Origin of the sequence: Aeoliella mucimassa, assembly GCF_007748035.1 — a bacterium.
Taxonomy (GTDB): Bacteria; Planctomycetota; Planctomycetia; order Pirellulales; family Lacipirellulaceae; genus Aeoliella; species Aeoliella mucimassa.
Window position 1 is genome coordinate 4525307 of record NZ_CP036278.1, and the last position, 19540, is coordinate 4544846.

At 58.2% G+C, this 19540-nt stretch carries 21 protein-coding genes; 15 read left to right on the forward strand and 6 right to left on the reverse strand.

Going from position 1 to position 19540, the window contains the following annotated elements; genetic code table 11:
• Window positions 1-292: 292 nt before the first annotated feature.
• Window positions 293-2968: an alpha-L-rhamnosidase gene (locus tag Pan181_RS17720; protein ID WP_231943629.1), complete on the forward strand. Its 2676-nt coding sequence runs from the start codon at window positions 293-295 to the stop codon at window positions 2966-2968.
• A 76-nt stretch (window positions 2969-3044) separates the two neighbouring features.
• Here Pan181_RS17720 and Pan181_RS17725 read toward each other — a convergent pair whose 3' ends face one another.
• Window positions 3045-3578, reverse strand: a complete 534-nt coding sequence (locus Pan181_RS17725) for a type 1 glutamine amidotransferase domain-containing protein (RefSeq protein WP_145248695.1) — start codon at window positions 3576-3578, stop codon at window positions 3045-3047.
• A 124-nt stretch (window positions 3579-3702) separates the two neighbouring features.
• On the opposite strand from Pan181_RS17725, the gene Pan181_RS17730 reads away from it, so the two are divergent.
• Complete coding sequence (locus Pan181_RS17730) at window positions 3703-5052, forward strand: sulfatase family protein (protein WP_145248697.1); 1350 nt, start codon at window positions 3703-3705, stop codon at window positions 5050-5052.
• 26 nt (window positions 5053-5078) lie between these two features.
• Here the strand turns inward: Pan181_RS17730 and Pan181_RS17735 are convergent, their stop codons facing one another.
• From Pan181_RS17735 to Pan181_RS17745, 3 genes are all read right to left on the reverse strand, one after another.
• Window positions 5079-6116, reverse strand: coding sequence for a zinc-dependent alcohol dehydrogenase (locus Pan181_RS17735; RefSeq protein ID WP_145248699.1), 1038 nt, complete (start codon window positions 6114-6116; stop codon window positions 5079-5081).
• Between the two features lie 871 nt (window positions 6117-6987).
• Window positions 6988-7779 carry a DKNYY domain-containing protein gene (locus Pan181_RS17740; RefSeq protein ID WP_197528464.1) on the reverse strand — a complete coding sequence of 264 codons (792 nt, stop codon included), beginning with the start codon at window positions 7777-7779 and terminating at the stop codon, window positions 6988-6990.
• A gap of 56 nt (window positions 7780-7835) precedes the next feature.
• Window positions 7836-8750: an ankyrin repeat domain-containing protein gene (locus tag Pan181_RS17745; RefSeq protein ID WP_197528465.1), complete on the reverse strand. Its 915-nt coding sequence runs from the start codon at window positions 8748-8750 to the stop codon at window positions 7836-7838.
• 239 nt (window positions 8751-8989) lie between these two features.
• On the opposite strand from Pan181_RS17745, the gene Pan181_RS17750 reads away from it, so the two are divergent.
• The 13 genes from Pan181_RS17750 (at window position 8990) to Pan181_RS17810 (ending at window position 16978) form a co-directional block, all read left to right on the forward strand.
• Window positions 8990-9430, forward strand: coding sequence for a hypothetical protein (locus Pan181_RS17750; RefSeq protein WP_145248705.1), 441 nt, complete (start codon window positions 8990-8992; stop codon window positions 9428-9430).
• A 103-nt stretch (window positions 9431-9533) separates the two neighbouring features.
• Window positions 9534-9902, forward strand: a complete 369-nt coding sequence (locus Pan181_RS17755) for an ArsR/SmtB family transcription factor (RefSeq protein ID WP_145248707.1) — start codon at window positions 9534-9536, stop codon at window positions 9900-9902.
• The gene (locus tag Pan181_RS17760; RefSeq protein ID WP_145248709.1) at window positions 9899-10339 is read left to right on the forward strand and encodes an arsenate reductase ArsC; all 441 of its coding nucleotides are present in this window, start codon (window positions 9899-9901) and stop codon (window positions 10337-10339) included. Before Pan181_RS17755 ends, Pan181_RS17760 begins: the two co-directional genes overlap by 4 nt.
• Window positions 10329-11435, forward strand: coding sequence for an ACR3 family arsenite efflux transporter (gene arsB / locus Pan181_RS17765; protein WP_145248711.1), 1107 nt, complete (start codon window positions 10329-10331; stop codon window positions 11433-11435). Before Pan181_RS17760 ends, arsB begins: the two co-directional genes overlap by 11 nt.
• Window positions 11432-11677 (forward strand): hypothetical protein, encoded by a 246-nt coding sequence (locus tag Pan181_RS17770; RefSeq protein ID WP_145248713.1) that lies wholly within the window; start codon window positions 11432-11434, stop codon window positions 11675-11677. Before arsB ends, Pan181_RS17770 begins: the two co-directional genes overlap by 4 nt.
• 97 nt (window positions 11678-11774) lie before the next feature.
• On the forward strand, window positions 11775-12098 hold the full coding sequence (locus Pan181_RS17775) for an ArsR/SmtB family transcription factor (RefSeq protein ID WP_145248715.1): 324 nt from the start codon (window positions 11775-11777) through the stop codon (window positions 12096-12098).
• Between the two features lie 65 nt (window positions 12099-12163).
• Window positions 12164-13579: a permease gene (locus Pan181_RS17780; RefSeq protein WP_145248717.1), complete on the forward strand. Its 1416-nt coding sequence runs from the start codon at window positions 12164-12166 to the stop codon at window positions 13577-13579.
• A complete protein-coding gene (locus Pan181_RS17785; protein WP_145248719.1) occupies window positions 13576-13809 on the forward strand; it encodes a thioredoxin family protein in 234 nt (77 codons plus the stop codon). The genes Pan181_RS17780 and Pan181_RS17785 overlap by 4 nt, the downstream gene beginning before the upstream one ends.
• A 90-nt stretch (window positions 13810-13899) precedes the next feature.
• Window positions 13900-14679, forward strand: coding sequence for a C-GCAxxG-C-C family protein (locus Pan181_RS17790; RefSeq protein ID WP_145248721.1), 780 nt, complete (start codon window positions 13900-13902; stop codon window positions 14677-14679).
• 48 nt (window positions 14680-14727) lie between these two features.
• Window positions 14728-15213 carry a nitrophenyl compound nitroreductase subunit ArsF family protein gene (locus tag Pan181_RS17795; RefSeq protein WP_145248723.1) on the forward strand — a complete coding sequence of 162 codons (486 nt, stop codon included), beginning with the start codon at window positions 14728-14730 and terminating at the stop codon, window positions 15211-15213.
• Between the two features lie 15 nt (window positions 15214-15228).
• On the forward strand, window positions 15229-15756 hold the full coding sequence (locus Pan181_RS17800; protein ID WP_145248725.1) for a nitrophenyl compound nitroreductase subunit ArsF family protein: 528 nt from the start codon (window positions 15229-15231) through the stop codon (window positions 15754-15756).
• Complete coding sequence (locus Pan181_RS17805) at window positions 15753-16433, forward strand: aromatic aminobenezylarsenical efflux permease ArsG family transporter (protein ID WP_145248727.1); 681 nt, start codon at window positions 15753-15755, stop codon at window positions 16431-16433. The genes Pan181_RS17800 and Pan181_RS17805 overlap by 4 nt, the downstream gene beginning before the upstream one ends.
• Window positions 16434-16582: 149 nt before the next feature.
• Window positions 16583-16978, forward strand: a complete 396-nt coding sequence (locus Pan181_RS17810) for a hypothetical protein (protein ID WP_145248729.1) — start codon at window positions 16583-16585, stop codon at window positions 16976-16978.
• A 162-nt stretch (window positions 16979-17140) separates the two neighbouring features.
• Here the strand turns inward: Pan181_RS17810 and Pan181_RS17815 are convergent, their stop codons facing one another.
• A complete protein-coding gene (locus tag Pan181_RS17815) occupies window positions 17141-17623 on the reverse strand; it encodes a hypothetical protein (protein WP_145248731.1) in 483 nt (160 codons plus the stop codon).
• 25 nt (window positions 17624-17648) lie between these two features.
• A complete protein-coding gene (locus Pan181_RS17820) occupies window positions 17649-18590 on the reverse strand; it encodes an IS5 family transposase (RefSeq protein WP_145244898.1) in 942 nt (313 codons plus the stop codon).
• Window positions 18591-19540 lie beyond the last annotated feature (950 nt).

Sequence of the window (19540 nt, forward strand, 5' to 3'; positions counted from 1 at the left end):
CTCTGCTGAGCCGACCTTATCGATGAAACGACATGCCCACCCACCTGGGGAAATCTCGATCCCCTAGGTGGGTGGCGCATCCAGTCCCGCCGCGTGCTACGATAGTAGCGTCATTCCTACCGAGGGCGGCGGTCACACCAGCGCGTTTCAACGTTGCCATTCCGGCTAGTTGCAGGTGAACCGCGGGATGAACGGCCACCGCGCAAGCATAGGAATGGGCAACTTGCACTAGCTTGCACGACCGCTTGGTGTCGTGCTGCCTTCTTGTTTCACGTACCAGCAGAGGACGAAGATGCTTGGACCAATCCGCTGTGGTGTTGCGCTGATGGTTTGCGCGGTAATCGGCATGCCATCGGCCGAGGCAAAGCCGGCCACCCAACTCACTGTTAGCGAAGGCTTTACCAATCCCCTTGGCTTTCACGACCCGACCCCAACGTTCAGTTGGAAGCTGCCGGTCGGCGTCAAGAAACAGACGGCCTATCGCATCACGACGACCGCCGGCGACAACACCTGGGATAGCGGATGGGTCGAGTCGGATCAATCGACGCTGGTTCCTTATGGTGGCAAACCTTTCACCTCCCGCGACAAAGTCACCTGGCAAGTGAACTTCCGCGACCAGGATGGCAAAGAGGCCGGCGCGAGCGATAAAGCCACCTTCGAGCTGGGCCTGCTCTCGAGCGACGACTGGCAAGCCAAATGGATCCGCCCTGCTCAGGACAGCGATCCCAACAAGGAGCCGGTCGCCTGGCTTCGCAAGCAGTTCGATAGCAACCGCAAGGTGACCACTGCCAGGCTCTACATTACCGCCCGCGGTTTGTTCCAAGCCAGCGTGAATGGGCAGCGAGTCGGCGACGACCATTTCGCCAACGGCTGGACTTCGTATCCCAATCGCCTCGACACTCTGACCTACGACGTGACCTCGATGCTCAAGTCGGGCGACAACACGTTGCAAGTGGAACTGGCCAAAGGTTGGTACGCAGGTCACCTGGCGTTCGCCGGCAAGTATGGCATCTTTGGCAATCATCCCGAGTTGCTCGCCCAACTCGAAATCACCTACGACGATGGCCAACGGCAAGTGATTGCCAGCGACGCCTCGTGGCAAGCCACCTGGCAAGGTCCGATTGTCGACTCCAGCATCTACGATGGCGAGCACTACGACGCCCGCATTCAGGTTGGTAACTGGGGCGACGTGCAAGTGTCCGACGAACTCGGCGCGGCCCAACTGGTGCCGAAGCCATTCGCCCCGGTGCGAGTCACCGAGACGCTGGCCGCCAAGAAGATCACGCAGCCTGAACCAGGGCACTACGTATTCGACCTGGGCCAGAACATGGTGGGCTGGGCCCGCATCGCCCTGCCGGCGGAGAAGGACAAGACCGTCACCCTCCGCTTTGCCGAAATGCTCAACCAGGACGGCACCATGTACACCACAAACTATCGCTCGGCCAAGTCGACCGACACCTACACCGCGGCCGAAACCGGCACCGCCAAGTGGGAGCCGACCTTCACGTTTCACGGGTTCCGTTACGTCGAGATTACCGGCGTACCGGAAGATGCGGAGCCGCAACTCGACTGGGTATCCGGCGTTGTGCTGCACACCGACCTCGACCGCACAGGCAAGTTCGTGTCGTCGCATGCCAAGCTTAACCAACTGCACAGCAATGCCATTTGGGGCCAGCGAGGCAACTTCCTCGACATCCCGACCGACTGCCCGCAGCGCGACGAGCGGCTCGGCTGGACCGGCGACGCCCAGGTGTTCTGCCCGACCGCGATGTTCCACTACGACTGCCATGCATTCTGGAAGAGCTGGCTCGGTTCGATGCGCGACGACCAGTTCGACGACGGGCGGATTCCGCACGTGATTCCCGACTGCTTGTTCGATGGCAATAGCCCTGGCTGGATGGACGCGGCCACCGTGGTGCCATGGGAGGTTTACATTCGCACCGGCGACACCGAAGTGCTGGCCGAGAACCTCGACATGATGGAGAAGCTGATCGCCCATTATCGCTCGCGTGCGACCGATGGGTTGATTACCGAGATCCCTGCGTTCGGCGACTGGCTGCAGCCTTACGCGAAGGAAACCCGCGGCGACACGCCGGCCGCGCTGATCGGCACCGCCTACTACGCCCGTAGCGCTCAGCTCCTCTCCGACTCGGCCCGCGTGCTCGGCAAAGACGATCTGGCCGACAAGTACGCTCAGGAGGCGGCCGGAGTTCGCAAGGCGTTTGCCGCGCACTACTTCAACAACGAAGGCAAGCTGCAAAACGCTCCGGAAACGCAAACCGCCTACGTGCTGGCCTTGGCCTACGACTTGATTCCGGCCGACATCCGCCCGCAAGCCACCGACAACCTGGTTCGCCTGGTGCACGAAGCCGATAACCACCTGCGTACCGGCTTCCTCGGCACCGCCCACTTGGTGCAGGTGCTCGACAAGACGGGACACCAGAACCTGGCTTACGAGTTGCTGCTGAAGGAAACCTATCCTTCGTGGTTTTACTCGATCAACCAGGGTGCCACGACCGTGTGGGAGCGCTGGAACAGCTACAGCCATAAAGATGGCTTTGGCGACGCTGGCATGAACTCGTTCAACCACTACGCGTACGGGGCCATTGGTCAGTGGATGTACGAACGCGTCGCCGGCCTGGCGCCCGATGCCGAGCACCCCGGCTACAAGCACATGATCGTCGAACCGCTGATCGTCGGCCCGCTCGACTCGGCCAAAGCAACGCTCGAAACTCCTTACGGGCTCGCTTCGAGCGGTTGGGAAAAGCAAGACGGCAAAGCGACGATCACGATTGTCGTGCCGCCGAACACGTCGGCCACGTTCTTGCCGCCGACGAACCAAGCGTCCGACGTCGTGTCGATCACCGCTCGCACGGTGCAGGATCGCATCGAAGTCACCGAGGGGGACCGCCTGACAATGGAGCTTCCGCCCGGCACGCACAAGTTCGAAGTGAAACTGCCTGAGTAAGCAGTCACTCTGTTGCTTTTGAAACCAACGCGCGCGTACCGAGCAGGCTAATGACTTGCTCGGCGCGGCGTTTTTTCTAGCACTGCCGGCAAAGCACTTCGAGCATCCCCAGGCAGAACTCTGGCAGATCGTCCGGCTTGCGACTCGAGACAAAATGGCGGTCGATCACCACCGCTTCGTCTTCCCATACCGCACCGGCGTTGACCAGGTCGTCCTTGATGCCTGGCGAACCAGTCACCCGCACCCCGCGATACACGCCGGCCGAGATGGGGATCCACCCGCCATGACAGATCGCAGCGATCAGTTTGCCATCGGCGTCGAACTCCCGCACAATCTCCAGCACCCGTGCATCCCGACGCAGCTTGTCGGGCATGAACCCACCCGGCACCAGCAGTCCCGCGAAGTCGCTGGGGTTCACGTCGGCGATGGCGATGTCGGACTCGGCTGGGTAGCCATTCTTGCCTTGATAGGTCACGCCCGCCGCCGGCCCGGCCAGCACCACTTCGGCTCCCGCTTCGATCATTCGCAGCTTGGGATACCAGAGTTCCAGATCTTCGTAAATGTCTCCAACGAACGATAGAATCCGCTGATCGGCCAAGGGACGACTCATATATACCTCCTGCTTCGATGAACAAACACGCTTCGCTATTCGCTACACTATATCGCATCAGCAACCCGCTCCGCGATAGTTGCTGCGGTTGCTTTTCGTTCTCGCACAGCTTGAGTACCGAATCATGGCACACTCTCTTCCTTCGATATTACTCGTTTCGCTGTCGTTTGCAGTAGCCACATCGGCTTGCCAGGCGGACGAACCACCGCTACCTCCGAACGTGGTAATCATCCTCTCCGACGATCAAGGCTGGACCGACTACGGGTTCATGGGACACCCCGAAATCCAAACGCCCAACCTCGACCAACTCGCCCGACGCAGCCTGGTATTCTCGCGCGGCTACGTACCGACTTCGCTGTGCCGGCCGTCGCTCGCTTCAATCGTCACCGGACTCTACCCCTATCAGCATGGTGTGGTTTGCAATGATGTCGATCGCTCGAACCGCGACGAGTCGGACCTCGCGCTTCGCGAGCAATTTCATCGTCATCCGAGTTTGATCAAACAGCTCGTTGCTCATGGTTACTTTGCGTTTCAGACTGGCAAATGGTGGGAAGGTTCCTGGCGCGACGCGGGTTTCACCGGCGGCATGACCCATGGCGATCCGCAGCGCGGCGGCCGGCATGGCGACCTCGGGCTCAAGATCGGTCGCAACACGCTGAAGCCAGCCACCGAGTTCATCGACCAGGCGGTCGCTGAGCAGAAACCGTTCTTGCTCTGGTACGCCCCGTTCATGCCGCACACGCCGCACACCCCGCCCGCGCGGTTGCTCGACAAGTACCGCCAGGAGGGTCGGCCCGCGAACGTTGCCCGCTACTACGCCATGTGCGAATGGTTCGACGAATCGTGCGGCGAGCTGCTCGACCACCTGCAGCAGTCGGGTGCGGCCGACAACACCATCGTCGTTTATCTGTGCGACAACGGTTGGGCGCCGGCCGCCGAAGGAGACTCCTCCGACCAACCCGCCGACTGGTGGCTCGACTACGCTCCCCGCACCAAGACCTCGCCCTACGAGCTCGGCGTTCGCACTCCGATCATGATCGCCTGGCCCAAACACCTGGCGGCTGAACAATCTCCGCACCTGGCCAGCTCGCTCGACCTGATGCCGACGCTGCTCACCGCCTGCAACATCTCGCCGCCCGAAAACCTACCTGGCATCAACTTGCTCGATCCGCAAGCGGTCGCGAGTCGCAAGCTGGTGTTCGGCGGCATCTGGTCGACTCACAATGCCAAGGTCGGCGATACACTTTCAACCCTGCAATACCGCTGGTGCGTCGGCGATCGCTGGAAGCTGCTGCTCCGCCATCACGGGCTCGATAGCACCCGCTACCGGGTGACCCACGAGTGGGATACCGACCCTGTGCAGCTGTTCGACCTCCAATCCGATCCCGGCGAAACCACCAACGTCGCCGACCAGCATCCAGCCCTCGTCGAGCGACTTACCAAGCAAGTCGACCAGGCGATTCCTGGCCAGTAGCTGCGTCAGATCTGAATCACTGTATCTCACGCAAACTCCACAATCGCCTTGATGACCCCATCGCGTTTGTGTTCGACGAAATCAAACGCGGCTTCCGTATCAGCGAACGCAAACCGATGGGTCAGCAGCCGGTCGACATGCGTCGGGTACTTGGCGATCAACTCCAACGCGGCCGGTACGCAGCCGCGCTGCCGACGGACGTTCACGATCGTGATCTCTTTGCGTCGCATCACGTGCGGTGCAAAACTCACCTCGTCGCACTCTGGAATGCCGACGATCATCAACCGCCCACCTGGCTTCAGCAGCTCCACCGCCTGATCGAGCGCACGCTGGTCGCCACAACACTCATAAACAATATCGAGCCCCGCCGGCTCGCGCGAGAGGATCTCGCGGACGACGTCGTCGCGATCGACGTTGCCCGCCCAGTGGGCTCCGGCCTCGACCGCCTTGTCGCACCGCGCGTCGACCTTCTCGGTGCAATAAATCGCCCGGCACCCCAGGTCAATCGCCGGCAGCATCACGCTATGACCGATCGGCCCCATGCCCAACAGACCAATCGCGTGCTCCTGGCGAAGCTGCGACTGCTGCACCGTGTAGACGCCGATCGCGAGCGGCTCGGAAAACGTCGCCATGCCGAAATCGACTTCGTCGCCAACGCGAAACAGATTCGTCTCAGGCATCACCATCAACTCAGCGAGCGCCCCCTCGACCTGGCCAGGGCAACCGAGGAACAAATTGTTCCGGCAAGTGTTCTCTCGCCCCGCAACGCATTGGTCGCAACTGCCGCACGACAGCGAAGGCTCAATCGCCACGCGGTCGCCGACCGCCACGCGGGTGACCTCCGAGCCCACCTGAATCACCGTTCCAGCACACTCGTGCCCCACCGTAAACGGGTACTCCACGACCTGATCGCCGATCCGCCCGGTCGTGTAGTAATGCAAATCGGAGCCACACACGCCGACCGCCCCGATGCGTACCAACACATCGGTTCCCCGCTCGATCACCGGCGCCGGTACTTCCATCGACTCCAACGTATGCAACGCACTCAATTTGAACGACTTCATGACTTCCACAGCTTTTTGAGAAACAGGAATAGCTTAACCCGATTGTGCGACTCCCACTTTCAATGCGTCAAGCAGCACCCATCCGCACTGCGGGCATCCCCTCGTTCGCAATAGATTCCCAATTTACCCACCGATGGGAAAATTGAATCGGCACGCACGCTATAAAACCAGTGGTTTTCGCGCCCGAATAGATTCCCATTCCCAAAAACGCATCGAGTGGGAATCTATTTTCGCGGCGGGAATCAATCGCAAGTCGTTGGTAGACAATGAGTTGCATCAACACCTCCGCGATAGATGCCCAAAATAGATTCCCACCCATGGGAAACTATTTTGGGATGGGAGTTGGGGGATTTCGGATTGGGGATTTCGGAATGCGGAATAGTGGTAAGCGGATGTCATCTTGAGGGAGCTTCCAGCGACGCAGCCCCACCAACCGCTTTGACAACCGCGCAGCAGCCAGCGCCCACGCCAGCAACCATTCGCCTGCGTGTCGAAATTGGCAATCAAGTGAATTCACAAACGGCTAAACCATTCCATCCTCCAACAACGGACTACTGACTACAAACAACGGACCAAACACACCTGTCCATTAGAACACCCCCGGTGGCCATTTTCCAGCGAAAAGTGGAGAGAATCGGGCAAGCCCGCAGCCGAACGCAGCACCACTCTCCGAGTGGCTAGATGAGGCGGAGTGGCTTGGCATGCCTAAAGGCAAAAGAAGCGACGCCTTTCTGCACCCTGCGATTCGGAGAATCGTGCCGCTTTGGCTTCCGCCAGCCGTAGAATTGGCCCTGGCACAACAAGACTACAAACTGGAAATGAGGATACCTGGCGATGACCGCTCTCAACTCTCGCCGAGCTCCCGACTCGTCTACCGTTTAGGGCTCTTCGTTGGAACACGCCTTCCTGTGTTATACTCGTGGTTCTTGTCGCTTCCGTTCATTCCGACTCCCACCACGAATGTTTCGGCATCGGCACCACGAACAGGTTTTCCCTGGAAGTACACGGTTGCCTTGTCTTTGGCATAGACGTCATTCAGTATCTTCAGCGACTCGTAGTCAGCCCCTTCGAGTTCTGTCGCTTCCCAGTAATAAGCAACACCATCTCGCGACCACGCAGGTACCCAGTGCTCCCTTAGGTCTTTAGCCATTAACCTTCCGTTGGCATTGCCAATCGGCATATTCCAGAAATCGATTTGCAGCACCTCGAAATGGTCGAGAGAATGAACCTCTAGTGGCTTGAGGCCGATATAGGCGCGCTGCGAGTCGACCGCGCAGGGAGTTTTAAGAATCCGAAACGATGCCGGATCTGCGCCTGGCACTTCGACACCATACCAGTACACCCGATTTTCATCCGCGGCATAGTCACCGTTTGGCGTGATAATCTTGAAAGTAGCGGGATCCGATAGGGGAATGGCCATCGCTCTGCTGATGTACCCAATATAGGCTTGATTGGCGTCGATGGCATAGATCGCGTTCACGTTCTTGCCATATTCGAGCGGCTTGAATGTCTTGGGGTCGGCCCCAGGAATCGGGGTAGACTCTCTACCAACAGCTGCATTCATTTCAACCATGACCGGCTTGCCGTTCTCGATCTGGAAACCAGGTTTGCCGCAACCGGCGATCGCGAATCCAGCGCAGAGCAAGCAGGGATACCAAACCATTCGACGAGTGATGAATCGGAATAAACTCTTCCTATGCATGCGAGTTCGCTTTCTCGTTACTTAAATACCGCCGCTGATCCATCGACTTTCAACCGTTTCGATTCTTCGGGATACTGTTCATGGAGCCACGCGAGCAGTACTTTCAATTCCTTTGCTTGCTCGGCATTGATCCATTTACCATTACTGCCAGTGGACGCGAAGTTAAGCACATCAAAGTAATCGCGATCTGTCAGGGGGTTTCGCCGATGGGGGTCCGCCCCCGCTTTGAGCATTGCGAGGCTAACGGCAAAGTTGTGGCCATAGCACTGTCCCTCGACCGGCAAGAAGCCGTCTGAATACCTTGCGGGATTCATATCAGCCCCATGGTCAATCAGTACCTGAAGACGTTTGATAGTCTCCTCGGAACTCTCTCCTGAATGCACACCTGTAAGCATAGCAATGGGTGGCCTTCCGGAAATCCCCATTTTGTTGGGCCCTGCGGGCAAGTTGCCATCTCCACCATGCTCAAACACAAGATAGAACTTCTTGCCGCCATAAATAGTTACTTGGTGAGTGACGGCTTTTCCTTGACCGAAGGCCAGCTTGCGAGTCTGTAGCGATTCGCCGGTGTAGAGGACATTGGGATCCGCCCCCAGTTTCAGGAGCTTCTCGAAGACTTCAGCGGAAGAATCCGGAAACGCCCACATGAGTGGCGTGACCCCATCCTTGCCAATCGCATTTACGTCGGCGCCGTTAGCGATCGCCTGATCGATGGCATGCAGATCGCTGTTCTCTATCGCCTTGCATAGAGCGAGGTCAGCATCCCCTTCAAAATAGTCCGATGCTCGCAGGCCGAGTTGCCCCCAAAAAGTACTGCTACGGTTACAGCCACCAATAACCACGAGGCACAGCACGATGGCTAAGGTGACCTTCCGCCCCACATGGCAGATGAACCCAACAGCTTGGCGGTGATTGGCTGGCCTCTCCTCCATGTTAGTTTCCCCTGTTGACGCTATGCATCGTTGCATCCGGTCGACTACCGAGTACGATGAAACAAACGAACCGCAGTGATGCGTGGCCGAACAACTCGGCGCGTGCGGTTAGATATTTTTAGTGTATAGTATCGGGGTGCAAAGCATCCACCGCTTTGCTGTAAGCTGAACAGTTGAAATTACCTGTCGTTCAATCACGCCCAGCCTCCCCGGGCACTGGCACCACTCCCCATCCCCGAATGAACTCCAACAATCCTTCCTATCGCTTTGGCATGCAGGAGTTGATGCTGGGGATATTGCTATCGGCGGTCGCTCTGGCCGCTCTATCGCAAGCGACTTTCGTTTCGAGCCTGGTGATTGCAGTAATTGGTTGCTTCTGCGCACTATGTGATTCGCTCGATCGCCTGGCAAAGGAGGAGTCGGGACTCTCCACGCTCGCCCGACTTGCTTGTCGAACCAGTTTTTTCACGATCGGTGCGACGCTGGCCATGGCGATATGGGTCGTTTTAATTGTCACCAACCTCCTTGGCTTCGGCATCCAGCTAGGTGGCTCGGTACTGCTGGCCTGCTACAGCACTACCATTGCGCTAGCGGCTTTGTTGGCGTTCTTGTTCCCTGCTCATTTCCGAATTGGCAGGTACATTGTCAAATTTCTGACGTGCCTATTGCCGAGCCCCTAGCCCGCTATCCCGATGGCTATCGCGCTCGCAGCCTGAGTTGACAAGGCTCCGGCTAACTCCTACATTTCGTTATATGGCGAAATGACGTAATGGACCGGCGACCATGCGAGACCTGCTAGCAATCACCAAAGCCCTGGCCGATGAAAATCGTCTGCGGGCGATTGCGCTCTTGCAGGGGCGGGAGCTTTGCTTGTGCCAGATTGTCGAGGTGCTCTCGCTTGCTCCTTCGACCATGTCGAAGCACATGTCGATTCTCTCTCGCGCCCGGTTGGTGGAGTCGCGCAAGGAGGGCCGGTGGGCCTACTTTCGGCTTGCCGACAGCGACGCTCCGAGCGAAGCGTTGCAGGCCCTCGAATTGGTGCTGGCCAGCGTGAAGCAAGACAAGCAGGCCAAGGCCGATCAACAACAGCTAAAGCAGGTGCTGAAGCTGGAACCCGAAGAACTTTGCCGCAAACAGGCGAGCTGCAAATGATCAAAGTCCTTTTTCTCTGCACCGGTAATTCCTGCCGCAGCCAAATGGCCGAAGGGTGGGCGCGACACCTGAAGGGGGACGAGATCGTCGCCTTCTCCGCAGGGATCGCTACCCATGGTATGAATCCTCACGCGATGGCGGTGATGAACGAAGCGGGCGTGAACATTGCCTCGCAGCATTCGAAGCTCGTCGACGAATTGGCCGATGTGGAGTTCGACTACGTGGTGACCGTGTGCGACAACGCGGCCGAGTCGTGCCCAACGTTTCGTGGCAACGCGAAGGTAGTGCACCACTCGTTCGACGATCCACCGCGACTGGCTCGCGACGCCGCCACCGAGGAAGAAGCCCTTGAGCACTATCGCCGGGTGCGGGATGAGATTCGCGACTACGTTGCGACGCTGCCCGAGTCGCTGCAGGAAGCAGGCGATGGCGAGTAACCCCAACCCTATCGAAAGCTGCAGTGCAGCAGCCTGCCCGCCAGGTCGGCTTGGTTTTCTCGACCGGTTTCTGACCTTGTGGATCTTTCTGGCGATGGCCATCGGCGTAGCGATCGGGCGTTTCGCTCCGGGCGTCGAGCCGTTTATCCATCGGTTTCAGATTGGCACCACCAACGTACCGATTGCGATTGGCTTGATCCTGATGATGTATCCGCCGCTGGCGAAGGTGCGTTACGAGGAACTCGGCGACGTCTTTCGCAACTGGAAGGTGCTGGGGCTCTCGCTCGTGCAGAACTGGGTGATTGGCCCGGTGCTGATGTTCGTGCTGGCGGTCCTGTTCCTACGCGACTACCCGGAGTACATGACCGGGCTGATTCTGATTGGCCTCGCCCGATGCATTGCGATGGTGATCGTGTGGAACGACCTCGCCAAAGGCGACGCCGAGTACGCGGCCGGACTCGTGGCGTTCAACAGCGTGTTCCAAGTGCTGTTCTACAGCGTCTACGCCTGGCTGTTCATTACCTGGCTTCCTCCGCAACTGGGGCTCGAAGGAAGCGTGGTGGAAGTTCGCATGAGCCAAATCGCCCAGAGCGTGTTCATCTACCTCGGCATCCCCTTCCTCGCCGGCATGATCACACGCTTGGTGCTGCTCAAGGCCAAGGGGCGAGAGTGGTACGAGCAGCGTTTCATTCCGCGGATCAGTCCACTCACGTTGATCGCGCTATTGTTTACCATCCTGGTGATGTTCAGTCTCAAAGGGGAGCAGATCGTCCGCATCCCAGGCGACGTGCTCCTGATTGCGATCCCGCTGCTCATTTACTTCGTTGTGATGTTCCTGGTGAGCTTCTTCATGGGGAGACAGATTGGTGCCGACTACTCGAAGACCACTACCCTGGCGTTTACGGCCGCGAGCAACAATTTCGAGCTGGCGATCGCCGTGGCCGTGGCGGTGTTCGGCATCGATTCGGGCGCGGCGTTTGCCGCGGTGATAGGCCCGCTGGTGGAGGTGCCGGTGATGATCGGCCTGGTGAGTGTCGCGTTTTGGTTTCAACGGCGGTACTTCGCTGCCGAGCAACAAGCGGAGTCGAAGCCATGAGTCACAAATCTTGCTACGGCCAGATGTTTCCCTCCGACATGGACAACCCGCCCGCGGATCGGCGCGTGAGCGGCAAAGTGTTCGCCTACGAGAGCCAACCGCCGATCGGTATCTGCGCGGCCAAGCGCGAGACGTTTGTCGACCAACAGGAGTGGGACGACTGCCTGGCGTGCGAGGAGTTCGATCATTGCTACCGCCTGTGCCTGGCTAAACTCGAGTTTGATCAGGCGGTTGGCAGCTAGCACCCTCTTTTCGCGACTATCACTAACTTGACCGCGGGTGAATGCCGACCTATACTTGCATAACGTTGCAAATACCCAAGAGCACGCTTTATCCCCCATGAACCGAGCCGAACGCGACAAGTACGAAACACGCACCAAGGTGCTCAAGGCGCTCGCCCACCCGGCGCGTTTGAAGCTGGTCGACGTGCTGGCCGAGCACGAGGAAGTGTGTGTCTGCGATTTGACCGAGACCATCGGCATGGACATGTCGACCGTGTCGCGACACCTCACCCAACTCAAGAACGCCGGCATCGTCGAGAGCGACAAGCGGGGGCAGATGGTTTTCTACCGCTTGCGGGTGAAGTGCCTGAAGAGCCTGTTCGGCTGCATCGAGTCGGTGGTGAAGTGCAACGTCGATAAGCAGTTGAACGTGCTCTCGTAGGACCCCAGCATTTTTTTAAACCAACACTTGCACAATCCCACAAATACGCAAGAACAGGTGGCGACATGAATCGAGAGTGGAGGATCTTTGCCGCGTTTCTCGGCGTGTTTCTGTTCGCGTATTTTGTGCCGCTCGCGACTCCGCAGTTCGACAGCCAGGCCGATCCGCTGGCGGCCAAGATCACCGCGGCCATCGTCGAGGCCTTCCTGCTGCTGCAATGGTACGCCCGCAACCACACGCTCGCCTGCGTGGTGCCGGCGTTGTTCATTGCTGGTGCGATCACTACCTTTCTGTCGAAAGAAGCGGTGCTCAAACACTTGGGGCCCAAAGCTAACAAGGCCGAAGCCTATAGCGTCGCGTCGGTTGCGGGCACGGTGCTGGCGGTTTGCTCGTGTAGCGTGCTACCGATGTTCGCCGGCATCTACCGCATCGGCGCAGGCCTGGGACCGGCTGCTTGCTTCCTGTACGCCGGGCCGGCGATCAACGTGCTGGCCATCTTTCTCACCGCCCGCGTACTCGGCTTCGAACTCGGCGTCGCCCGCGTGATCGGTGCCATGGTGTTCGGCGTCGTGATCGGGCTACTCATGGCGCTACTGTTCCGACGTAGCGAAGAGGAGCGCAGCACCATCACGCTCGCCCAGCCCAGCCCCCCCGCGTCGTCCCGCCCGCTGTGGAAGAACGCCTTGATGCTGACCGCCATGCTGGCGCTGCTCGTGTTCAGCGATTGGTTCAACCCTGGCGACAAGATCGTGCAGCTCGCCGACGGGCAGCAGTTCGCCGCGGTGATGCAGTACGAAACCGAAACCAGCTACGACTTGCGATTGAAGCAGGCGGTGCTTGGTCACGAAAGCTCCGACGTCGTCAGACTGTCGAAGACCGAAATTGCCAGCATCGACGATGTCGATACCTGGGTCACTCGCATCCACCACTATCGCTGGTACTTAGCGGGAGCGATGGGCGTGCTGGTCGCTGCGATGAGCCTGGCATGGCTCAGTCGCCAAGACTTTGCCGACTGGATGGGCAACACCTGGGAGTTCTCGAAGCAGCTCGTACCGCTCCTGTTTGGCGGCGTGTTCGTGGTTGGATTCCTGGGAGCTTTGATTCCCGAGAAGCAGGTCGCGACGCTGGTGGGCGACAACAGCCTGCTCTCCAACCTGATTGCTTCGGTCGTTGGCTGCTTGTTCTACTTTGCCACGCTTACCGAGGTCCCGATTCTCGAAGCCCTCATGCGAAACGGCATGCACAACGGGCCGGCGCTCGCCTTGCTGCTGGCCGGCCCCGCGCTTTCGCTGCCGAGCATCTTGGTGATTCGCAGCGTGGTCGGCAACGCGAAGACCGCCGTGTTCGTCGCCCTGGTGATTGTCATGGCAACGATCGCCGGCGCCGGCTTCGGCAGCCTTTATCCCACCACGCCCACCGACGGCCCTACCCTGGCCGCGACAACGATTTCTACCACTCAAACCTTGGAGACAAGCAGATGATCACCATTCAAGTACTCGGCACCGGATGCAAGAAGTGCGTTTCGCTGAAAGAGAACGTCGAAGCTGCGGTGGCCGAACTCGGCATCGAAGCCAACATCGTGAAAGTCGACGACATCAACGACATCGTGCAGTTCGGCGTCATGTCGACCCCCGCGTTGGCCGTGGATGGCGAAGTAAAGATCGTGGGCAAAGTCGCCACGCCCGAGGAAATCAAAGCCGCGATTGCCTGATGCGCCTTAAAGCCGGCATCAGTACTCTCGTTTGTTTTCACTTTTCGAGCGCGTTCCGTTCACTGCATCGCGCTCTCTCGTGAGGTTGTTATGAAGACTATCGATCGACGCACCCTACTCACTACGCTCGGCATCGCCGGCGGAGCGACCGCGCTCGGAGTGCACCAAGGCGCCGGTGGGGCCGACAGTCAGCCGGCCGACGCTTCGTCCCCCACCTGGCACTACACCCCGCTCGATCCGCAAGCCACGAGCGACCTCGCCTATCAGTATTACGCGGATGGTGGTTGCATGTACGCGGTGGTCACCAGCGTGATTCGCCAGCTAGCGGAACTTCATGGCGAGCCGTTCCGTTCGTTTCCTTGCGAGATGATGCGTTACGGGGCCGGCGGGGTCGGCGAATGGGGCTCGCTCTGCGGGGTCGTGAACGGAGCCATGGCACTGGCGGGCATGTTCTGCAGCGAGAAAGAGAAGCCCCGCCGCGAGGCCTTGGCCAGCGAGTTCTGCCAGTGGTACGAGAGCACCGCGCTGCCGAGTTTTTCGCCGGCCGAGCCATTGCTCGACTGCCCGGTGCCCAAGGCGGTTTCGGGTTCGGTGCTCTGTCACGTGTCGGTCGCCAAGTGGTGTCAGGAGAGCGGCTGCGAAGCCTTCTCGCCCGAAAAGAAAGAACGCTGCCGACGCCTGGCCGCCGACGGGGCGAAGAAGATTGTCGAAATGCTCAACGCCGCGCACCAAGGCACTGCCGCGCCGGCCCCCACGCTTAGCCCCGCCGTTGCCTCGTGCGTCGCCTGCCATGGCAAAGAAGACATGGCCAACGCCAACGGCCACATGAGTTGCCAAACGTGCCACGACATCGACGAGTCGCACCCGTGATGTTCGCCAGCTTGCATCCATAGCCCCTCACCTGAAAGGGATCGACCGATGAAACTCAAGTCGATCATCACGGTCGTTTTGTTACTGTTTGTCGCCAGCTCGGTGGTGATGCTCGTGTCGAAGGAACTGTCGTCCTCGCCGGGCGAGTCGCCAGCGGCCGCCGCGTCGCTGCCTGACAACGCGCTGGTGGTCTATTACTTTCACGGCAACATCCGCTGCCCCACCTGCGAAAGCATCGAAAGCTATTCACACGATGCGATAACCACCACTTTTGATGAAGAGTTGGCGAGCGACGCGGTGGTGTGGCAAGTCGTCAATTACGAACTGCCGGAGAACGCGCACTTCGCGACCGAATACGAACTCGTATCGCCGACCGTGGTCCTGGTACGTACCGCTGATGGAAAAGTGGCCGACTGGCAAAACCTGGTGCGTGTCTGGGAACTGGTCGGCGATCGCGAAGCGTTTACCGAGTACGTCGTCGCCGAAACCCGCAACATGCTCGCCCCCTCGTCGAGCTGCCATCCGGGGATCTAACAAGGAAATAACACTATGCCGACATCCCTTCTACTCGCCTTCCTTCTTGCACTCGGAAGCGCGGTGGCTACCGACGCCCCGACCGATACGACTCCAGCCGATAACGAGCCGGCCGCCGAAGAGCCAAATACCGAAGAACCAGCCACCGAGGTCGCGGAGCACGAAGTCGTGGCCATTTACTTCCATCGCACCCAGCGCTGCCCTACCTGCAAGCGGATTGGCTCGCTCGCCGAAGGTGCCGTGGACCAGAACTTCGCAAAGGAGATAGCGACCGGCGCGGTGAGGTTCCAGTACGTCGACTTCCAAGACAAGAAGAACGCGAAGCTTGCCAAGGGCTACCATATTACTTCGCCAACGCTGGTGCTGGTCAACGTGCACCAAGGCAAGACCGCTTGCTGGACCGCCATGCCGAAGGTCTGGCAACTGATTGGCAAGCCAGCCGAGTTCGAGCAATACGTCAGCGACGGAGTGACTCGCTACCTGAAACAGTCGCAGGAAGACGCCGAGCAGGAATATCAGAAGTCATTGGAGTCGGAGAAATGACGGAGGTCCTTGTTGCCGCTGCCACCGCCTTGTGGTTAGGCGTGTTGACCTCGATAAGCCCCTGCCCGCTCGCGACAAACATCACCGCCATCAGCTACATCGGTCGTCGCATCGATAACACGCGACACGTGTTGCTGGCCGGTTTGCTCTACACCATTGGGCGGGTGGCTGCCTACGTCGGACTGGCGAGCCTGCTACTGCAGACCGCCTTGTCGGTGCCAAGCGTCGCGCAGTTTTTGCAGAAGTACATGCACTTGATCCTGGGGCCGACGCTCGTACTGGTCGGCATGTTCCTGCTTGGGCTCATCGAACTCCGCTTCGGCGGGCAGGGCCTCTCCGAGTCGGTCAAGCAGCGGGTCGATCGACTAGGCATCTGGGGCGCCCTGCTCCTCGGTGTGCTTTTCGCCCTCGCGTTCTGCCCCACGTCGGCCGCGCTGTTCTTTGGCAATATCGTCGCCTCGCTCACGGTCGGCTCCACGGTGCTGCTGCCGATGCTGTATGGCGTCGGCACCGCCCTGCCGGTGCTCGGCTTCGCCTTGCTGATTGCCCTCGGCTCGAAGAAACTGGGGGAGACGTTCAACGCGATCACCGCCACCGAACGCTGGGTCCGCACTGGCACCGGGTGCATCGTACTACTCGTCGGCTGCCTGCTCACCATCCAGGCACTCTTGCAGTGAGATTAGCGGGGAGTCGCGCGGAGAGTCTGGTCGAACTGCAGTTGCCCCTATACACTTAGGTAGTGTGTACGCACCATGACAGAATAATTCTTGTGCCAATCTGGAGTTTTTGACATGCGCCCAATCGATCTCGATGGATTCTTGCCTGCATGGTGGGAAGCGTTGTGTGTGTCGCTGGTTGCAGCACGGAGCAACTGTCTCAGACTCCCGATGGCGAGTACCACGGAACAGGTGCGGTTAGCTACCCCTATGATGGAACGACTCACATTCAGCGTCGCGACTGGTACGACCAGGGGCATCTATCGAAGTCGCAATGGTACAAGCCAGATGGAACGAAAGTGGCCACCACGCATTGGGGCGACACCGGCGAAGGCATCGAATACTACCTCTACGACGATGGCAGTATCCATCGTATGGTACAAATGGAGGGGATGCTGGCCCATGGGGAAGGCTGGGTGTTCGATCGCGAAGGCCGGCGCACAGCGATTGAAACCTACACAGAGGGAGTGCTTGTGCAAGAGCAAGAACTGCTGAAGGTAGATTGAGATCTAGGTTCAGCCCGGGACTGGAAAGCACTGTTATGACAAACATTCCAAAGCCTACGAGAACTACATGAATCGCCACTACCTAATTCTTTCGATGGTACTGCTGTCGGCGAGTGTTATTGCGGCGGGTGGCGTCGCCAGCGTTAGATCTTGATGGCTCTGTTAACTCCACCACTCGTCTTCAAGCACGTTTAGTTCGTCTAGCCTCATATCCATTGGTAGTTGCTCGACTGAATCAATGTCATCATACCATCTTCCATTGTATTGTTCTGGAATGGTAAAGCCGATTCCCAATACACCATCGAGCACAAGGACACCATGTATAGCAAGTTGCTTTTGTGAGGCTTGCACTACTTCCCCCACAGTCATTCCTGGCAAATATCTACCTTTCCATTTTCCAGAGTAGGGTGGACTACACCAGAGTCGGACAATATGTTTGAGATCGTTTGCAATGATTCCGATCGTTCCGCCTTCCACTATCACATGGCTAAACCACTGTCCGCCAGTCGAATAAGAAGATTGTTCATAGCGCATGGACTGGGAAACCAATCGATCGAGAATTATCTGAAGGTCGTCACCGATGCAGATGTTAGCAACTGAACACCCAGGTAAGATGGGTGCTGTGAAATCAATTTGTAGTTCCATTTAGAATTCGCTATGGCCTTGTTGACTAACTCCACTCGAACTGTGGAAGCCCGAGTTGGGTGAATTGATTGATGATTTTACAGCGCAAGCGGGCTTCCGTTTGTTGGTTTTCGAATACTCGGTTTTTGAGATGGCTCCCAAAGCTTTGTTTCACTCGGTACATGGTCGTTTCCGCCAAGCTTCTACGATGATAGCCCACTTCCTCTTTCCAACTCCTACGCCCCTTGCGTCGAATCTGACGAATTGCCTCGTCCCGGGGCAAAGGCTCCTCCGCAGAGTTGCCATGTTGTTTGATCTTGGCGTTGTGCTGCGGCGGAATCACCGGCTCAATGCCTTCGGATTCCAGCCCTTCATAAACCTTCCACTTGTCGTAACTACCGTCGCCGTGAAACTTTTTTACGGGCTGCTCCACCTGCTCCAGCATTTCGGGAACCGCATCGGCATCGTGGCAACTGTTCTCGGTCAAAATCTCCGCCACAATCTCGCGGGTGTCAGGATTCACCGACAAATGCAGCTTCCGCCATGTCCGCCGCTTCGACTTGCCATGCGTCCGCATCTTCCATTCGCCCTCGCCAAACACTTTCATGCCGGTGCTATCCACCACGATATCGATGTCGCCCCTCTTGTTAGCGATATCGAGCGAAACATTCAGCTTGCTGGCTCGCTTGGCGAGCGAAGAATAATTGGGAATCGCTGCCTCGACGCCCAACATCGCCACCAGCGAGCGGCCGAATCCCTCAGTCTGCCGATAGGGAAGTTTCAGCAGTTCGCGAATCGTCAGCAAGCACTCGATCGCCGTATCGCTGAAGACAAAAGGGCGACCGACTTTTGTCTGGTCGTTAGGATGTTCCCAGTTCTCCAACGCCTCGTCGCTAAACCAAATAGTGATGTTTCCACGCTCGATGAGCGACTTGTTATACTCCTTCCAGTTCGTGACTTTGTAGGTTCGTTTTTCTTTCGTAGCCATGTTCGATCTCCGTAAAAAAGGTACGTGGTTCCATTCCACGTTAGTTTTTACGGAGGTTTGTGACTAATTGTTCAACAAGGCCATTCGCTATTCATTAGTTAACTAACTGGCCGCCGACGAATACCGGAGAGTCAATAATTTGGTCAAAGTTCATGAAGCCGTTCGGAGCAATACGTCCAAAGACGGTTTTTACTCCATCAACGATCTTATACACCTTCCAATAAGCTGATGAGTGTATACCACCGGCTGGGTGGCACTGTTAGCCATTCATTTTTGAGTGCCACTGCTGGCTTGTCGCGGACGACCTTGCCAGATCGCATGGCAGGATCAACGGCACGATCATGATCCGCCACGTTACCCAATGACCAGCAGTGTGTTGGATGTTTGGTGGGGGGCGTCACGACACTCGAAGAAATGAGCAGCCAACAACCCCCGGCTACAGATCTGCGGTAGCGCGTAGTCTAGGACGTGGGTAGCGGTTTCTAGCCACGGACGAACACCGATCATCACGGATGGGTTAGCCTGTTTGGCTTCGCCCACCTTTCGTCATGGAGGCCTGTCAGATGCTGGCGGGAGCCATCGTAGCACGATTCTCCGAATCGTCGGAAGTTGAGCGAGGCATTGCATCCAGAGCCCTTAAGTATGCCAGGCCGCTGCGTACTGCATACCACTCGGAGAGTGGTGCTACATTCTCCGACGCCTTCGGCTGCGGGCTAAACGATTCTTCTTATATCACCAGTTTTCGCTGGGAATTGGCCACCTGCGGTGTTCTAATGGACAGGTGTTGTGTTGTCCGTTGTTAGTCGTCAGTAGTCCGTTGTTGGAGGATGGAAAGATGTAACCGAGTGAACATGAAATTCGCTGAAACCATCTACCACGCAAGCGCGCTGTAGGAGCGGTCTCTGACCGCGATGGCCTTTGTGTTGGCGTTCGCTGCTGCGCGGTTTCAA